Annotated in this window: 18 protein-coding genes; 15 read left to right on the top strand and 3 right to left on the bottom strand. The window is 35.0% G+C overall.

Translation table 11 applies throughout. The annotated features are described in order from the left end of the window. Positions 1–645 precede the first annotated feature (645 nt). The 8 genes from QWY86_RS01145 to QWY86_RS01110 all read left to right on the top strand — a co-directional run bounded on the left by QWY86_RS01145 (position 646) and on the right by QWY86_RS01110 (position 6,501). The gene (locus tag QWY86_RS01145) at positions 646–1,734 is read left to right on the top strand and encodes a Glu/Leu/Phe/Val family dehydrogenase (protein WP_290237769.1); all 1,089 of its coding nucleotides are present in this window, start codon (positions 646–648) and stop codon (positions 1,732–1,734) included. 44 nt (positions 1,735–1,778) lie between these two features. Then, the gene (nusB, locus tag QWY86_RS01140) at positions 1,779–2,729 is read left to right on the top strand and encodes a transcription antitermination factor NusB (protein WP_290237767.1); all 951 of its coding nucleotides are present in this window, start codon (positions 1,779–1,781) and stop codon (positions 2,727–2,729) included. Position 2,730: 1 nt separating this feature from the next. Next, positions 2,731–3,174: a DUF1573 domain-containing protein gene (locus QWY86_RS01135; RefSeq protein WP_290237765.1), complete on the top strand. Its 444-nt coding sequence runs from the start codon at positions 2,731–2,733 to the stop codon at positions 3,172–3,174. A 90-nt stretch (positions 3,175–3,264) separates the two neighbouring features. Further along, positions 3,265–3,585: a preprotein translocase subunit YajC gene (gene yajC / locus QWY86_RS01130; protein ID WP_290237764.1), complete on the top strand. Its 321-nt coding sequence runs from the start codon at positions 3,265–3,267 to the stop codon at positions 3,583–3,585. Positions 3,586–3,686: 101 nt separating this feature from the next. Next, positions 3,687–4,634, top strand: coding sequence for a CdaR family protein (locus tag QWY86_RS01125; RefSeq protein ID WP_290237762.1), 948 nt, complete (start codon positions 3,687–3,689; stop codon positions 4,632–4,634). Continuing rightward, on the top strand, positions 4,634–5,239 hold the full coding sequence (gene coaE / locus QWY86_RS01120; protein ID WP_290237760.1) for a dephospho-CoA kinase: 606 nt from the start codon (positions 4,634–4,636) through the stop codon (positions 5,237–5,239). Before QWY86_RS01125 ends, coaE begins: the two co-directional genes overlap by 1 nt. A 91-nt stretch (positions 5,240–5,330) precedes the next feature. Then, complete coding sequence (locus QWY86_RS01115) at positions 5,331–6,272, top strand: exonuclease (RefSeq protein WP_290237758.1); 942 nt, start codon at positions 5,331–5,333, stop codon at positions 6,270–6,272. 85 nt (positions 6,273–6,357) lie between these two features. After that, positions 6,358–6,501, top strand: a complete 144-nt coding sequence (locus QWY86_RS01110) for a C1orf53 family protein (RefSeq protein ID WP_158526271.1) — start codon at positions 6,358–6,360, stop codon at positions 6,499–6,501. Between the two features lie 30 nt (positions 6,502–6,531). Here QWY86_RS01110 and QWY86_RS01105 read toward each other — a convergent pair whose 3' ends face one another. From QWY86_RS01105 to QWY86_RS01095, 3 genes are read right to left on the bottom strand one after another with little or no spacing between them, the layout of a single operon-like run. Continuing rightward, a complete protein-coding gene (locus tag QWY86_RS01105; RefSeq protein WP_290237757.1) occupies positions 6,532–7,251 on the bottom strand; it encodes a ZIP family metal transporter in 720 nt (239 codons plus the stop codon). Between the two features lie 3 nt (positions 7,252–7,254). Beyond that, entirely contained in the window at positions 7,255–7,818 is a 564-nt protein-coding gene (locus tag QWY86_RS01100) for a phosphatase PAP2 family protein (RefSeq protein ID WP_290237755.1), read from the bottom strand. Beyond that, positions 7,815–8,546 (bottom strand): class I SAM-dependent methyltransferase, encoded by a 732-nt coding sequence (locus QWY86_RS01095; protein WP_290237753.1) that lies wholly within the window; start codon positions 8,544–8,546, stop codon positions 7,815–7,817. Before QWY86_RS01095 ends, QWY86_RS01100 begins: the two co-directional genes overlap by 4 nt. A gap of 826 nt (positions 8,547–9,372) precedes the next feature. Here QWY86_RS01095 and glmM point away from each other — a divergent pair. The 7 genes from glmM (at position 9,373) to QWY86_RS01060 (ending at position 16,450) form a co-directional block, all read left to right on the top strand. Next, entirely contained in the window at positions 9,373–10,761 is a 1,389-nt protein-coding gene (gene glmM, locus QWY86_RS01090) for a phosphoglucosamine mutase (protein ID WP_290237751.1), read from the top strand. A 3-nt stretch (positions 10,762–10,764) separates the two neighbouring features. After that, complete coding sequence (locus QWY86_RS01085) at positions 10,765–11,913, top strand: cysteine desulfurase family protein (protein ID WP_290237749.1); 1,149 nt, start codon at positions 10,765–10,767, stop codon at positions 11,911–11,913. Between the two features lie 489 nt (positions 11,914–12,402). Further along, on the top strand, positions 12,403–12,606 hold the full coding sequence (locus tag QWY86_RS01080) for a hypothetical protein (protein WP_290237747.1): 204 nt from the start codon (positions 12,403–12,405) through the stop codon (positions 12,604–12,606). A 128-nt stretch (positions 12,607–12,734) separates the two neighbouring features. Then, complete coding sequence (locus tag QWY86_RS01075) at positions 12,735–12,938, top strand: hypothetical protein (protein WP_290237744.1); 204 nt, start codon at positions 12,735–12,737, stop codon at positions 12,936–12,938. Positions 12,939–13,010: 72 nt separating this feature from the next. Further along, on the top strand, positions 13,011–13,910 hold the full coding sequence (locus QWY86_RS01070; RefSeq protein WP_290237742.1) for an MBL fold metallo-hydrolase: 900 nt from the start codon (positions 13,011–13,013) through the stop codon (positions 13,908–13,910). Between the two features lie 183 nt (positions 13,911–14,093). Continuing rightward, a complete protein-coding gene (locus QWY86_RS01065) occupies positions 14,094–15,416 on the top strand; it encodes a cytochrome ubiquinol oxidase subunit I (protein ID WP_290237741.1) in 1,323 nt (440 codons plus the stop codon). Between the two features lie 29 nt (positions 15,417–15,445). Next, positions 15,446–16,450, top strand: a complete 1,005-nt coding sequence (locus QWY86_RS01060) for a cytochrome d ubiquinol oxidase subunit II (RefSeq protein WP_290237739.1) — start codon at positions 15,446–15,448, stop codon at positions 16,448–16,450. Positions 16,451–16,637: the final 187 nt, after the last annotated feature.

Here is a 16,637-nt window from a genome sequence, read left to right as displayed (position 1 = left end):
TCTTGCGAATCGTAAAAAGTAAAAGAACCAAAGGAAAATATCAAACATGGACCAACTACAAAAGAGCGATATGAGCCTTAAGTTAATGACATTGGGGGTTGGGGGGTGGTTAAATTGCAAAATCTTTTTCTGTTATCCATTGGTTGAAACCAACGGCAATGAAGAGTAAATTCCTTAAAGGCATTATTTAAATAGAATATATAATTGATTGTTAGTTGCTTTTAGTAAGATAATTTGATAAAAAACCATGGAACTTTAGAATAACTCCAAGAATTCATAGTACCGGATGCACTCCCCTCCTAATTTAGGAGGGGGTGGGGAGTGGTTAAATTGCAAAATCTTTTTCTGTTATCCATTGGTTGAAACCAACAGCAATGAAGAACAAATTCCTTAAAGGCATTATTTAAAGAGTACACATATTCATTGCAGGCTGCTTCAGCTGCCTGTTGTTTATTTGAATAATGCGGCTTTAGCTATGTAACTTTTATTAAAAAGCATCGAAAAATATAATTATTACCCAAATTATTAGTTGAATGAACGGCATTTTAAATATAGCATCGAATAAATTTTGTGATAGTTTAATTAAATGCGTGTAATAATGGTTTTTTATTTTAATTTTGCAGCAGGTTAAGCCTAACGTTCATTATGCCAGCAAATTCTTCGTCAGATTCATCCATTTTAGAGCAATTGAGTGCTTACGGGCATAAAAAGTTGGTTTTTTGTAATGATGCCGACACTGGTCTAAAGGCAATTATTGCTATTCATGATACAACTTTAGGTCCGGCTTTAGGCGGTACACGTATGTGGAGCTATACTACAGAAGCCGAAGCATTGGAAGATGCACTCCGTTTATCAAGAGGAATGACCTACAAATCAGCCATTACAGGTTTAAATCTTGGTGGTGGAAAAGGTGTAATCATTGGTGATTCAAGAAAAGACAAATCAGAAACTTTAATGCGCAGCTATGGCAGGTTTATTAAAAACCTGAATGGCGAATTTATTACGGCCGAAGAGATGGGAACCAACACGCGTGATATGGAATATATCCGCATGGAAACCAATCACGTTACAGGCGTACCAGAATCTTTAGGCGGTGCAGGTAACCCAGCTCCATTTACTGCTCAAGGGGTATATTTAGGTATTAAAGCAAGTGTTAAAGAGGTTTTTGGTACGGATATGCTTGCCGGTAGAACGGTTGTTGTGCAAGGAATTGGCAATGTTGGCGAGCATTTGGTTGCCTTATTAAGAAAAGAAAACGCCGAGGTTTTAATTAGCGATATCAATCAGGAACAACTTACTTACGTAGCCAGAAAATATAAAGCCAGACCAATTGAGGCTGATAAAATTTTTGGCATAGATGCGGATATTTATGCGCCGTGTGCGATGGGTGCAACGGTTAACAACAAAACCATTGAGCGCATGAAATTTGCAATTATTGCAGGTTCGGCTAACAATCAATTAAAAGATGAAGTATTGGATAGCGAGTTGCTTTTGAAAAAGGGTATTCTTTTTGCTCCAGATTATTTAATCAATGCCGGTGGTTTAATTGCTTGTTATTCTGAACTAACCGGATTTGGTAAAAAACGTACCGTACAGCTAACCGAGAATATTTACGAAGCAACCAGAAACGTTATTAAGCTTAGTAAAACTGAACAAATACCAACAAATATTGCAGCAAACCGCATCGCTGAAAAAAGAATTGCAGACATAAAAAAAATAAAATCAACATATTAAATATTTATTAACCGGTTTAACAAACCACACTCGTTCTTACATTCATGTTAAATAGAAGGCACTTAAGAATTAAAGCTTTGCAAAACATTTTTGCTTGGCACATGGCAGATAAAAAAGACATTAAAGGTGATTTAAAAGTCTTAATGCAAAGTATCGACAGCGTATACGAAATGTATATCTGGATGCTATCTCTAATGGTAGAAGTTACAGAATTTACAGCTAATGATGCTGCTGAACGTGCCAACAAACACATCAAAACTGCTGAGGATATGAATCCGAACCTGAAATTGCTCCACAACAAATTCAGTGTTTTAATGCAGCAAAATCCAGAATACATCTCGGCAGTAAAAAAATATAAAGTTGATTGGGGTTTCGATCCGGAAATCCGCAAAACTGTATATAATTCATTAAAAGCTTCAAAAGAGTATGCTGAATATCTTGCAGATCCTAATGAAAGTTTAGAATCATCTAAAGATATTATCAAATATATTTTCAGAAAAATTATACTAAAAAACCAAGGTATTATTCAGGTTTTTGAAGAGAAATTTATAAACTGGCAGGTAGACCATGAAGTGATGAAAGGCATGGTTGCCAAAACACTTAAAAATTTCACTTATGACGATCCTTTTAAAAACAAGCTAACTGAAATTAGTGCTGATTGGATTGAAGACAGTAAATTTGTACAAGATTTATTTGTACATACCTTGCAAAATGATGCAAAGTATCAAGATATGATTGCCGATAGAACCAAAAATTGGGAATCGGAACGCATTGCATTAATGGATACCATTTTAATGAAAATGGCAATATGCGAATTGCTTAATTTTCCATCGATTCCGGTGAAAGTTACAATCAATGAGTATCTGGAATTATCAAAAGATTACAGTACACCGAAAAGTAATTCGTTTATTAACGGTATTTTAGACAAAATTTTAGGCGACCTTAAAAAGAACAACACAATTAAAAAAATCGGTCGCGGATTAATTGAAGATTAATATGAAGAAACTATTCATCATCGCAATTGCTGCTCTATCATTTGGCGCTTGTCGTAATGCAAATAATTCTACAGCTGAAGTAACTTCTGGTGATAGCTCAGCAACATCAAAAATTGCACCTGCAGATGCTCCGGTTATTAAATTTGAACAGGAAATTTACGATTTTGAGAAAATTCAGGAAGGCGAATCAGCAGCGCACGAATTCAAATTTACAAATACAGGCAAAAGCCCATTAATTATTTCAAACGCTACCGCAACTTGTGGTTGTACTGTCCCTGAAACACCAAAGGAGCCCATTTTACCAGGCAAAGAAGGTGTTATTAAAGTTGTTTTTAATAGTGTCGGTAAAGTAGGTATGCAAGATAAGGTGGTTACAGTAACTTCAAATGCCTATCCAAATATTAGCACCGTTCACTTGGTAGGAGAGGTACTCGCGAAGAAATAACTGGTAATTGAATATTCAAAATGCAATGTTCAAGCATCAAACGCCAAAATTAATCAGTTAAAAAAACTAAACAACACAAATAAAAAAGAAATGATTTCGACAATAATTTTACAAGCAGCAGCCGGTGGTAGTGGTATGTTGGGTACAGTTGTACCAATGGTATTGATCATGGTAGTATTCTATTTTTTCATGATTCGTCCTCAGGTTAAAAAAGCAAAAGATCATAAAAAATTGGTGGCAGAATTAGGTAAAGGAGATAAAGTTATTACAACAGCAGGTATTCACGGTAAAATTATCGATATGAACGATACGACTTTTGTAATTGAATCTGAATTTGGTGCTAAACTACGTTTTGATAAATCGGCAGTTTCATTAGATGCAACCAAAGCTGCAACGGCTCCAAAGGCATAATCTTAATAAATTTGATTTTATGGCAGTCTCGAAAACTTTCGAGACTGTTTTTGTTTTATTACATTTGGATATATTGCTTATATAGCCATATTTAATTTATTATGCCATTTATTAAGTTAACTCAGATAGAAAAAAGACGTGTAATAAGCTTACTTGCTTGTTTACTTTTGGCTATTGCTGCATGGCTTTTTATGGCTTTAAATAATAAATATGAGTATACAGCAAAAACAGTTCTGATATATAAAAACTATCCGCAAAAGCGGGCTTTTCTTCCATCACAATCAGATACAGTTGACCTAAAAGTAGAAGGTACAGGTTGGCAATTGCTATTTGCTCGTTTAAGAATAAATCCACAATCTATTTCGGTTAGCTTAAATCAATTAAACAGGAGAGATTATGTAGTGCTTTCTGATCAGCTTTATGGGATAAATAAACAATTCGAAAGTTCTCAGAAGATAATTTCGGTAAAGCCCGATACACTATATTTTGATTTTACTAAAAAATCAAGCAAGAAGGTAAAAGTAAAACTAATACAGAATATCAATTTTGTAAGCCAGTATGGTATTTCTAATGATATAAAATTAACGCCTGACCATGTTACTGTAACCGGACCAATTGAAGAATTAGAAAAGATTGAGGCTTGGAATACGGATACATTAAAACTAGCAAAAGTTCAAAATAATGCAACCGTAAGAATTGCATTACAACATAGCTCCCTAAAAAATATATACATAACTCCATCTATTGTAGAAGTAAAACTTCCGGTTGATGAGTTTACCGAGAAAACAGTTGAAGTTCCGCTGAAAATTACAAATAACTGGAATTACAATAGCATTAAGCTTTATCCAAAAAAGGTAAAAGTAACATTTTTGGTTGCGTTAAGTAACTACGAACAAGTTGATGAAAATTTCATCACCGCAACGGTAGATGCTGATGAATGGCAGAAACTTAATCACAATCAATTTACTGTTAAAATAACCCAGTTTCCAAATTATTGTAAGTTGGTTCGTATTGTGCCTTCAAAAATTGATTTTGTTGTAGAAAAATAATGTATAAAGTTGGTATAACAGGTGGTATTGGCAGTGGTAAAACTACTGTTTGTAAAGTGTTTGAAGTTTTAGGTATTCCAGTCTTTTATGCTGATACTGTTGCAAAAGAAATAATGGTTACCGATAATGTACTTATTGATGGTATAAAAAAAGCCTTCGGTAACGAAAGCTATTTTGATGATGGAAAACTGGATAATAAACATATTGCAGGCATTGTTTTTAATAATGAAATAGAATTGTCAAAATTAAATGCATTGGTTCATCCTGCTGTATTTCGGGCTTTTGATGTTTGGGAAGCAAAAATTGATTCCAATGTTCCATATACATTAAAAGAAGCTGCATTATTGTTCGAAAGTGGTTCTTACAAAATGGCTGATACAACAATTTTGGTTACAGCGCCTTTTGAAACTAAACTTAAAAGAGTTATAGAACGCGATAATGTGACTGCTGAGCAAGTTAAGGCTAGAATGAATAAGCAGCTAAGCGATGAAGAAAAATCTAAAATGGCAAACCATTTTATTGTTAACGATGAAAAAACTTCAATTATCGAACAGGTTTTAGTTTTACATAAAAAGTTTTTAGCTATCGCATCAAATCAGAAGTGATTTTTGAAATAAATGTATTTCAAACTTTAATCTGTTGATCTATAGCTTACTTTAATAATTTAAAATCCTGTATCATCCTTAAATCCTATTCATGATTTTAGAAGATTTTATTACAATAACCCCAGCAGGATTATACTGTGTTTATGGCGATTTTTATTTAGATCCCCAACAAACTGTTCATAATGCTGTAGTTTCTCACGCTCATGGCGACCACGCAATAGGAGGTAGTCAAAATGTGTTTTGCACAGATCCAACAAAAACTTTTATGGAACATCGGTATCGCAAATTTGCTGCGGTCGATTTTCATGTAAAAGCTTATCATGAAACTTTCAAGATTAAAGATGTAGCGATAACCTTTTATTCTGCTGGGCATATGTTGGGCTCAGCACAGATTTTAATAGAGTATAATGGTGTAAAATATCTTTATACCGGCGATTATAAAATAGAACCAGATACTACTTGCGAGCCTTTTGAATTTGTAGAAGCTGATGTTTTAATAACGGAAAGCACTTTTGCTAATCCGGATACTAAACATCCATCGCCAATTGAAGAAATAAAAAAATTGAATGAAACCAATGCAAATATCATGTTGGGTGCTTATGCCTTGGGTAAAAGTCAGCGGATTATTCAGTTGTTAAATGAGCACTGTCCAACAAGAAATGTAATGGTACACCATAGTATTATGCCTTTTGTAAAAATTTACGAAGATTATGGAATAAAACTGGGTAACTACAAAATGTACGATAGAAAGGTAATGAAGAACAACCTTGAACATCAGGTTTATATTGTTCCGCCTATGGTTTTTCATAGTTATCATAAAGCGATAAATGTTGTTCGGGCATTTGCTTCGGGCTGGAATAATTTGCAACAGAAAAATGGAATTTCATTGTTCATTTCTGACCATGCCGATTGGAAAGCCATATTAGAAACTATAGAAAAAGTAAAACCAATACAAGTTTGGACTTTGCATGGCGATGGAAAACAATTGAAAGAATACTTTAAGGATAGCTTGGTGGTTAAAATACTCAACTGATAGAAATAATTGAATTTTGAATGAGAGATTGATTGAATTTGCCGATCATTCTATTATTTAAAATTCACTCATTCAATAATTAATGATGAAAGAAGGCGAAGATTTTTATTTTAATGAAGATGGCTTTATGGTTTTTACCGAAGCCTATCACTTAAAACGTGGTTATTGTTGTAAAAATAAGTGCAAGCACTGTCCATGGGGATATGGGAAAAAGAAAGAAAAGAAGTAGAGGATTTAAACCTGCTTTATACTTTAAGTTCTAATGCCCTCCGGCGAAAAAACCAACAAGTGAAACGCCAATTCCCAATAAAACCGCAATCATTTTACGTGTATTAATTTTATGGTCGGCGCTTGATTCAAATAAAATGGTTGTAGAGATATGTAAGAAAATGCCAATAACTATGCCCATTATTTTGTTGAAGTAAGCATCAATACCACCAATGGTACCATTGCTTAAACCCACGCTAACATAAAAACCTAAAGGTGCCATCGCTGCAAAAATCAATAGATAAAGCATAATGCTGCCTTTTTTGAAATGATTTTGCATTAAAATACTGGCTAAGGCAAATGCCGCTGGAATGTGATGTAGAGATATTCCAAAGATTAGTTCGTTATGCTGATCCTTTGCAAGCGGCATTCCCTCTAAAAATGCGTGCAAACATAAACTTATCATAATCCCAAAGGGAAAAACATGACCATCATGGTGTTTATGAATATGTCCATGTTCAACACCCTCAGAGAATTGCTCAAGAAATATCTGAAGTAAAAAACCAATCAGGATAAATATACCAATCTGCCATTTATCGGGGCCGCTGTAAGCATCTGGAATTAGGTGTAAAACAGTAATACCAAAAAGATAAGCGCCACTAAAGGATAAAATCAGCCTTAATAATTTAGATTTATCGCTTTTAACCAAAAAGATAGACGAGCCTCCTAATAAAGCACAGAAAAAAAGCACGGCGAATTTCCAAATTTCCATAGCTTAAAAATCAGGTTGTAGTTTCTTAAAAATTCTTGAACAGATAAAACCGATTAACGTTCCAAGTATTGCACCTGTAGTTACATCAACAGGATAATGAACGCCAACGTATACTTGAGCAAAGCTGATAATTGCAGCCCAAAAAATGCCAATTGGTAAAATAGGTTTCCATCTATTGTAAAATACGAAAATTAAAAACACAGCAATTGCAAAATGATTGGTTGCATGAGCCGATGGAAAACTTAAGCCACTGCCACAAGGCACACGATGGATAATCTCATTCGAAAGGCTAAAATCATTACAAGGGCGGACTCTAGAAACCAAAGGTTTTATTACTCTGGATGCAATTAAATCGCCCATGGCGAAGGTAAAAAGCAACATGGTGATAATGTAATAGCCTTGCTTTTTATATTGTTTTATACAGAAGATTATAATAAAAAGGTAAAGCGGCGACCAAAAAAAACGGTTCCGCATTAAAGGCATCAGCCAATCGAAAAAGCCGTTTGAAAGTCCGCGGTGGATTTTCAAAAATAATTCTACATCAAATTGCTGTATGCTTTCTATCATGCTTTTTTGCAGATTAAAATAAGCCTGTCAGATGTACATTCATCAAAATGCTCCAAGGCATAACTTCCAAAAGTCTGCTCGATTACCATTCCGGCTTTAGTAAGCATTCGTTCAAAATCCTGGAAACTGAAGGCCTGCACACGTTCCTCGAAATTGTAAATTTTTCCTTCGTCTTCGAAATTTATTTTCTTGATGATTTTTCCATCAACCACATTTTTAGTAATGTTAAAGGTAATGCCATCGAGTGACTTAACTTCGCATGAATTTAGATTTCTAACAATTTTTTCAGTATTGAAGTAATCTAAAACCAGTTTACCATCAGTTTTTAAACATTTTCTGAAGGTTTTTAGTGCATTAACATGGTCTTTTTCAGTATCAAAATAACCGAAACTGGTGAACAGATTTAATGCAATATCAAAATAGTTAATGTAAAATAAGCGGCGCATATCGTGCACCAAAAAATGCAACTTATTGTTTTCAAATTGCCTGGCGTACTTTATACTTTGCTCTGATAAATCGATTCCGGTAACATCAAATCCTTTTTTGTTCAAGTAAATTGAATGTCTTCCTTTTCCGCAAGCAATATCAAGCATTTTAGCTTCTGTTGCGGGCTTTAAAAAATCTGTTAATTTATCAATGAAAAATTCGGCTTCTGCATCGTTTCTTTGTTGATAAAGAATATGATAATATGGCGAATTAAACCAATATTGAAACCATTTGCGCTGCATAAAAAGCCGTTTTGTATTTTAAAAAGATGCAAATATAAGATTTTAGCTTAGCATGAGAAGTGGTTCATTGCTTTTATGCAACAATATTGCAAAATTAGATTAATTGATGGGATGTTGTTGTGATTGTATATTTGGGTGTATTGAAACCAACTTAGTAGTCTAGATTATAAGTCGCTAAGGTGCGTGTACCCACACTTTTTTATTAAAAGTTCGCCGTCATTCTAGCGTATGCGGGAATCTTAAAGCAAAATGTCTTAAAATACTGTCAGTCTGAGCCTGTCGAAAACTATTTTTATTATGCGTAAAGAATCTCATTTTTTGTCCTGGCCGGACGGGCTTTTTTCTTTTTGATGTCAAAAAGAAACAAAAAACACCGGCTGAAAATTTTTCTATTAAAGTATGTTCAAAGGCTTTGACTGTGTTTGCCGAAAAATTTGTTAGGCCGGATTTAAGTAGAACGAAGATGTATTGCTTTGGCTTAGTTGGGCGGTAAAGCAAAATATTTTATCAGTATTGTCAGTGTCTTGCGTCATGCTCAGCTCAAAAGTACCACTACTTTGTCCACCTAAGCCCGACCAAAGTGAGAAAGCCCGCAAGGCGAGGAACGAGACGCGGACTTGAAACGGGGGCGGGGCTGTGTTAACCGAAAATTTACTGTAATTGCTTTTCTAAAAACCATTTATAACAAACGATTGATAAGATATTTCTACTAAATATATCGTATAAATAGATATAAAAACAATGTAAATTAAGTTAGCTAATCGCTCTAAATTCCCCGCAATCTTGTTTTTTTTCGTATTTTTGAAATCAATATAAAATTTAGTAAGTGACTTTAATAAAATCGATTTCAGGAATAAGAGGAACTATTGGCGGGCAAGCTGGAAATGGCTTAACTCCAATAGATATAGTAAAATTTACAGCGGCTTTTGGTAGCTGGGTTGTTCAAAAAACGGGTAATAAAAGAATTGTTTTAGGTCGCGATGCTCGTATTTCGGGCGAAATGGTTAACAATTTGGTTATCGGAACTCTGCAAGGTTTAGGCATTGAAGTGATAGATTTAGGTTTATCAACTACGCCAACGGTTGAAGTTGCCGTACCTGATGAAAATGCAGGAGGTGGTATTATTTTAACGGCAAGTCATAATCCAAAACAATGGAATGCATTAAAATTATTAAATGCTAAGGGTGAGTTTATCAGCGATTTAGATGGTAAAGAAGTTCTTGATTTAGCTGAAAGTGCAGCTTTTGAATTTGCTGAAGTTGATAAGTTGGGCAAAGTAATTAAAAACGATACCTACCTGCAAAAACACATCGACAAAGTTTTGGCTTTGCCTTTGGTTGATGTTGAAGCTATTAAAAAAGCAGATTTTAAAGTTGTTATAGATTGTGTTAACTCAACTGGAGGTATTTTTATTCCGGCTTTGTTAAAGGCTTTGGGCGTAACCAGGGTTACAGAATTATACTGTGAACCAGATGGTCATTTCCCACACAATCCTGAACCGCTACCTGAAAATTTAACGGAAATATCAAAAGAAGTTCAAAAACAAAATGCCGATTTAGGTATCGTGGTTGACCCGGATGTTGACCGTTTATGTTTCGTAAATGAAGATGGTAGCATGTTTGGCGAAGAATATACATTGGTTGCCGTAGCGGATTTTGTTTTGCAAAACACACCTGGTAATACGGTTTCTAACCTTTCATCTACCCGTGCTTTACGCGATGTTACTGAAAAGGCAGGTTCTGAATACAATGCTTCGGCAGTAGGTGAGGTTAATGTGGTTAACAAAATGAAAGAAACCAATGCCATTATTGGTGGTGAAGGAAACGGTGGAATCATCTATCCTGAATCACACTATGGTAGAGATGCCTTAGTTGGAATCGCTTTGTTTTTAACACATTTGGCTAAGTTTGGTAAATCTATTTCGCTTTTAAGAAGCAGTTATCCGCAGTACTTTATTTCGAAAAACAAGATTACGCTAACACCAGAAATGAATATCGATAAATTGTTAAAGCAGGTCGAGGAGAAATACAAAAACCAACCTTACAGTACAATTGATGGTTTAAAAATCGAATTCGATAAAACATGGGTGCATTTGCGCCGTTCTAATACTGAGCCAATTATTCGTATTTACAGCGAAGCTGAAAATGAAACTGTTGCAGAGAATTTGGCGAACAAAATTATTTCCGACATTAAGGAAATCCTTAAATTAAACTAATAAATGAAGAGAGTTTATTTAGATAATGCGGCTACCACGCCTTTAGATAAAGAAGTAATTGCCGAAATGAGCAACGTGATGGAGAATTACTTTGGTAATCCATCTGCCATTCATGCACTTGGTCGCGAGGTACGTACGTTGGTTGAGAAGGCTCGTAAAACGGTTTCTGGCTTATTAAACGCATCTCCATCAGAAGTGTTTTTTACTTCAGGAGGAACCGAGGCCGATAACACCGCTATTCGTTGTGGTATTGCCGCTTATGGTATTAAACACGCCATAACATCTAAAATTGAACATCACGCAGTTGAGCATACCTTAAATACCATGCTTAAAAATGGCGAAATTGATAAGCTAAGCTTTGTTAATATTGATGGAAAGGGAAATGTGGACTATGCGCATTTGGAAGAACTTTTACAAAATAACGAGCGTACTTTTGTTTCGTTAATGCATGCCAATAACGAATTGGGTACACTTACCGATATGGTTAAAGTTGGCGATATCTGCGAAAAATACAATGCAATTTATCATGCAGATACTGTTCAAACGATGGGGCATTATCCGCACAACGTTCGCGAGCTTAAAGCACATTTTATTGTTTGTGCAGCACATAAATTACACGGTCCGAAAGGCGTTGGTTTTTTGTATGTAAATAGCAATGTTAAAATCCCGCCAATGATTTACGGTGGCGCACAAGAGCGTAATATGCGTGGCGGTACCGAAAATGTATATGGTATTGTTGGCTTGGCAAAGGCTTTAGAAATTGCCTATGCAGAAATGGAGCAGCATAGAAATCATATCCAGGGTTTAAAAGATTATTTAAAAGAAGCACTAATTGCAGAAATTCCTGGTATTGGTTTTAATGGCGAAACGGATGCCGATAAAAGTCTCTATACGGTGTTAAACGTATCTTTCCCAGAGATGGATATGGCCGATATGTTGTTGTTTAATCTTGATATTAATGGCATTTGTGCCTCTGGTGGTAGCGCTTGTTCATCAGGTTCAAACATTGGCTCACACGTATTAAATGGCATCAATGCCGACCCAAATCGTCCGTCTGTTCGTTTTTCTTTTAGTAAATACACCACAAAAGAAGAACTGGATTACGTAATAGAAAAAGTTAAAATGGTGGTTAAGCAAAATGCCTTAGCCTAAAGTATCATTAACCAGATAGGAACAGTCTCGAAGAAATTCGGGACTTTTTTGTTATTAAGCTGTTTTGAAAATCAATTTTATTTTTTTGAAAAGCAATAGCAGTAACTTTTGTTAAGGTTAGTCCTGCTTTACGCTTTATCCCGATGAAAAATCGGGATGCTCGCTGCAATCAGGTTTAATTTACAAGGGTTTCTGGTTCTTAGCGAGGAAAACAATTAAGAATAAATTGAAGTCCGTCTGCTGAAGCAAGACGGCAATGAATTAAATTGTATTTGGTTTAGCAATTAGGTCTGTCCTTGCCGTTGACATCAGTCAATGGTTAATTAATAGTTATCTATTGCAAAACTCAAATTTAAAACTTATATTTAATAAGCTAACGGCAAATAGTAAATGCCAATATTATTTAGTTCCTTAACAAAACCTTATCAATATTTCCCTTGGTGTAAGGTTAAGCAAAACTCAAATTTATAAAACTTAAATCTTTGCGTTATGGAAAATCATCAAACTAAATCAGCAATGCAAAATTCAGAAGCTGATAAAACTGAAAAACTTGAAAGAAAACACATTTACAAATTCATTTTAGCACCATTTTCTTTTGAATCTTCGCATCACTTTAACAAAATTCATAAAAGAAAATTTAATTCATTTGGCTGCATACACGAGTTAAGTAAATTACCTGGCGCAATGTTTTAGGTGGTGTTCTTTTTTAGGTAATGAAGACAGTTCAATGGCATTGCTATGCTTAAACCTATTCCTAAAACAACTAATAGAAACAATATGGTTTTTCCCTTGTTCTCTTAATACATCAAATAGAAAATACTATGGGAACTGATAAAGAAAAAGGTAAAATCGTTGAGAACGAATTGCTAAATAAAACGGCTGAAGACGTTAAAGAAAATAGAAACCTTGATGATAACAAATCATCAAAAGTTGCAACCAATTTATTTAATAAGGATAAAGACCGTAAAAATAATGCCTTCGGACCAGGCCACGAACCTGGAACAACTCCTGGTTCAGGAATTTAAGATATATTTTATCGTTAAAATTATTAAATTTAAACCACAGCATACGTTGTGGTTTTTTAATTTATCCCAAAAATGGAAAGAAGAAATTTTATCAAGAATTCTGCATTAGCAATGGCTATGCTTTCAATTTATAAAACTGATGTTTTTGCTCAAAAAGAAATGCTACGGGCTTATAACTTTAAGGCTTTAAGAAATAATGTAGGAGTATTTACAGAGCAAGGCGGAACAATTGGATGGTTAAACTCGCCAAACGGATTTGTAGTCGTCGATGCTCAGTTTCCGGCTTCTGCACCCCATGTAATAGAAGAATTAAAAAAACTTGGTGATAAACCATTTAAATATCTAATTAATACACATCATCACGGCGACCATACCGCCGGAAATATTGCCTTTAAAGGTTTAGTAGAGAAAGTTGTAGCGCATCAAAACTCATTGGTCAACCAAAAACGGGGTGCTGAAAAAGCAAATAATTTAGATAAACAATTGTTGCCCGATACTACATTTGGTACAGGCTGGAAAGCGCCCGTTGGCGATGAGAAAATCAGTGCTTATTACTATGGTTCAGCACATACAAATGGCGATGCCGTTTACCATTTCGAAAATGCTAATATTGTTCACGTTGGCGATTTAGTTTCAAATAGAAAGTTTCCATATATAGATAGAGAAAATGGTGCACACATTGGCAATTGGATAACCGCTTTAGATAAGATTCACAATCAATTTGATAATGATACCTTATTCATTTTCGGTCATAGCAGAGAGCCAGAAAAAATTACTGGTAATAAAGCTGATGTAAAATCATTTCAAAATTACTTGCAAAACTTATTGAAACTTGTTTCAGGTGAAATTAAAGCTGGAAAATCCAAAGAAGAAATTTTAAAAATTACAACTATTCCAAATGCTTCCGAATGGCAAGGCGAAGGTATTCAGAGAAGTTTAACAGCTGCTTACGATGAATTGAAAGGGGTTTAAATTTTAGTCACAAATTCATAGATTAATTTGCAATAATCCGCGAATTTGTGGCTAACATTTTCCAAATCTATTTTCAATTTATAAACATTCTATATTTAAAATAATTCTAAGCAAAAGCTTCTAAATCAGTACTAGTAAATCCATATCTACTATATTTGTGTTGCACAAAATCCAATATAAGATATGGATGATTTTTTAGCGGCCCGTTCCCAAATGGCCTTATCTTTAGGCTTCCACATCGTTTTTTCATGCATAGGTATGGTTATGCCGTTTTTTATGGCGGTATCTCATTATAAATGGCTAAAAACAAATGATGAGGTTTATAAAAATCTAACAAAAGCATGGAGTAAAGGTGTAGCTATCTTTTTCGCTACCGGTGCGGTTTCAGGAACCATGTTATCCTTTGAGCTTGGTTTGCTATGGCCAAAATTTATGGAACATGCCGGACCAATTTTCGGGATGCCGTTTTCATTGGAAGGAACAGCCTTTTTCATCGAAGCAATTGCATTAGGTTTCTTTTTATACGGCTGGAATAAATTAAACAAATGGTTTCATTGGTTTACCGGAATGGTTGTTGGTGTAAGTGGCTTGGCATCAGGAATTTTGGTTGTAGCAGCAAATGCCTGGATGAATAGTCCGGCTGGATTTGATTTTGTAAATGGCAAATACCTAAACATCGATCCAATACAAGCCATGTTCAATAAAGCCTGGTTCTCACAAGCTTTACACATGTGTTTAGCTGCATTTACCGCAACCGGTTTTGCGGTCGCTGGTGTACACGCACTTATGATTTTAAGAAATCAAAATAAAGAATTCCACTTAAAAGCATTTAAAATCGCGGCGGTTTTCGCTTGTATTGGTGCTTTACTTCAACCCATAAGCGGTGATATTTCTGCAAAAGATGTAGCCAAAAGGCAACCCGCAAAACTTGCGGCGATGGAAGCGCTTTACACTACAGAAAAACCTGCGCCATTATTAATTGGCGGAATCGTAAATGAGAAAGATAAAACCGTAAAAGGGGCAATAAAAATTCCTGGGGCATTAAGTTTTCTTGCGCATGGCGATTTCAAAGCTGAAGTAAAAGGTTTAGATAAAATCCCCGCCGATAAGCAACCTCCTGTTGCAATAACACATTACGCCTTCCAAATTATGGTTGGCATTGGTACATTGTTAATGCTAATTTCACTCATATATTTCTTCAATCTTATTCGTAAAAAAGATTTATTAAGCAAACGCTGGCTGTTAAAACTATTTGTATTTGCAATCCCATTAGGTTATCTAGCATTAGAGGCTGGCTGGGTAGTAACAGAAGTTGGTCGCCAACCTTGGATAATCTATGGTATTATGCGTACGAAAGATGCAGTTACGCCAATGCCGGGAATTGCTTATTCTTTTTATATATTCTCGGCAATTTATATATCACTCAGTGTAATTGTTACCTTTTTGCTTTACCGGCAGATAAAAATGGTTCCCATACTTTATAATAACAAAAAATCGGAAGTATAAATCAGCTAACTGTGGCAACAAAATAAATTATGGAATACGTTGTAATAACTTTTTTATGTTTAGGCATTTTGCTTTATTTTCTTTTAGGTGGTGCAGATTTTGGAGCTGGAATTATTGAACTGTTTACTTCAACCAAAAACAGAAGCAGAACACGCAAAACACTTTATCAGGCAATTGGTCCGGTTTGGGAAGCTAACCATATGTGGCTTATTATTGCCATTGTAATTCTATTTGTTGGTTTTCCCCGTATTTACACCACCATGTCGGTTTATCTTCACATACCGCTGCTCATTATGCTTATTGGAATTATTGCTCGTGGTACAGCATTCGTTTTTCGCCACTATGATGCCGTTAAAGATGATATGCAATGGCTTTACAACAGAATATTTAGGTATTCTAGTTTCGTAACTGCGCTTTTCCTTGGCATTATTGCCGGAAGTTTAATTTCTGGTCATATCGATACCAATTCAAATGATTTTCTCTCTGCCTACGTTTATGGCTGGTTAAATTGGTTTTCCATCGCCGTTGGCTTTTTTACGGTATCACTTTGTGGCTTTTTAGCCGCCATTTACCTCATTGGCGAAACGGAAGATGTGCATGACAAACAAAGATTTATAAAAAAGGCAGAGTACATGAATATTGCAGCAGTAGTTTTTGGTGCGATGGTTTTTATTGCTGCACATTTCGATAATATCCCGCTAATCGATTGGGTTTTCAAAAATACGGTTGGTTTAACTGCAATTATTCTGGCAAGCTTATCGTTGATTTTACTCTGGTACTTACTCATTAAAGGTAAAACCAAAGTCCTCAGGATTTTAGCTGGTTTTCAGGTAACCATGATTTTGGTCGCCATCAGCTATGCACACTTTCCGAATTTTATCCGCTTAAAAAATGGCAATGCAATTTCTCTTTTCGAAACCGTCGGACCAGAGAAAACTATTTACAGTTTAGGTTTAGCTCTACTTTTGGGCAGTATTTTGATTTTGCCTTTTCTCGGCTATTTGTTTTACAAGTTTCAGAAAAAAGAGGAGTAGATAATAAATTTGTCAGTCTGAGCCTGTCGAAGACTCATTAATTTATTAATATTTTGAAAAGCAATTGTAATAGTTCTTCGTTTCCGAAAGCCCCGCTATCGTTCCAATCTTTTTAAACTTCTTTTCTGTCTTTCTTCATCGTCATTGCGAGGAGGAACGACGTGGCAATCTATTAAATTAAGAATAA

This window comes from Pedobacter aquatilis (assembly GCF_030409415.1).
GTDB classification, from domain to species: Bacteria; Bacteroidota; Bacteroidia; order Sphingobacteriales; family Sphingobacteriaceae; genus Pedobacter; species Pedobacter aquatilis.
The sequence above is the reverse complement of the archived record's forward strand: the minus strand, read 5'-3'. Positions and strand labels throughout refer to the sequence as shown.

What these genes read in the sequence shown, in the direction of transcription:
- QWY86_RS01145 (WP_290237769.1), top strand. Translation starts at nt 646, where the DNA reads ATGCCAGCAAATTCTTCGTCAGATTCATCCATTTTAGAGCAATTGAGT.
- nusB (WP_290237767.1), top strand. Translation starts at nt 1,779, where the DNA reads ATGTTAAATAGAAGGCACTTAAGAATTAAAGCTTTGCAAAACATTTTT.
- QWY86_RS01135 (WP_290237765.1), top strand. Translation starts at nt 2,731, where the DNA reads ATGAAGAAACTATTCATCATCGCAATTGCTGCTCTATCATTTGGCGCT.
- yajC (WP_290237764.1), top strand. Translation starts at nt 3,265, where the DNA reads ATGATTTCGACAATAATTTTACAAGCAGCAGCCGGTGGTAGTGGTATG.
- QWY86_RS01125 (WP_290237762.1), top strand. Translation starts at nt 3,687, where the DNA reads ATGCCATTTATTAAGTTAACTCAGATAGAAAAAAGACGTGTAATAAGC.
- coaE (WP_290237760.1), top strand. Translation starts at nt 4,634, where the DNA reads ATGTATAAAGTTGGTATAACAGGTGGTATTGGCAGTGGTAAAACTACT.
- QWY86_RS01115 (WP_290237758.1), top strand. Translation starts at nt 5,331, where the DNA reads ATGATTTTAGAAGATTTTATTACAATAACCCCAGCAGGATTATACTGT.
- QWY86_RS01110 (WP_158526271.1), top strand. Translation starts at nt 6,358, where the DNA reads ATGAAAGAAGGCGAAGATTTTTATTTTAATGAAGATGGCTTTATGGTT.
- QWY86_RS01105 (WP_290237757.1), bottom strand. Translation starts at nt 7,251, where the DNA reads ATGGAAATTTGGAAATTCGCCGTGCTTTTTTTCTGTGCTTTATTAGGA.
- QWY86_RS01100 (WP_290237755.1), bottom strand. Translation starts at nt 7,818, where the DNA reads ATGATAGAAAGCATACAGCAATTTGATGTAGAATTATTTTTGAAAATC.
- QWY86_RS01095 (WP_290237753.1), bottom strand. Translation starts at nt 8,546, where the DNA reads ATGCAGCGCAAATGGTTTCAATATTGGTTTAATTCGCCATATTATCAT.
- QWY86_RS01085 (WP_290237749.1), top strand. Translation starts at nt 10,765, where the DNA reads ATGAAGAGAGTTTATTTAGATAATGCGGCTACCACGCCTTTAGATAAA.
- QWY86_RS01080 (WP_290237747.1), top strand. Translation starts at nt 12,403, where the DNA reads ATGGAAAATCATCAAACTAAATCAGCAATGCAAAATTCAGAAGCTGAT.
- QWY86_RS01075 (WP_290237744.1), top strand. Translation starts at nt 12,735, where the DNA reads ATGGGAACTGATAAAGAAAAAGGTAAAATCGTTGAGAACGAATTGCTA.
- QWY86_RS01070 (WP_290237742.1), top strand. Translation starts at nt 13,011, where the DNA reads ATGGAAAGAAGAAATTTTATCAAGAATTCTGCATTAGCAATGGCTATG.
- QWY86_RS01065 (WP_290237741.1), top strand. Translation starts at nt 14,094, where the DNA reads ATGGATGATTTTTTAGCGGCCCGTTCCCAAATGGCCTTATCTTTAGGC.
- QWY86_RS01060 (WP_290237739.1), top strand. Translation starts at nt 15,446, where the DNA reads ATGGAATACGTTGTAATAACTTTTTTATGTTTAGGCATTTTGCTTTAT.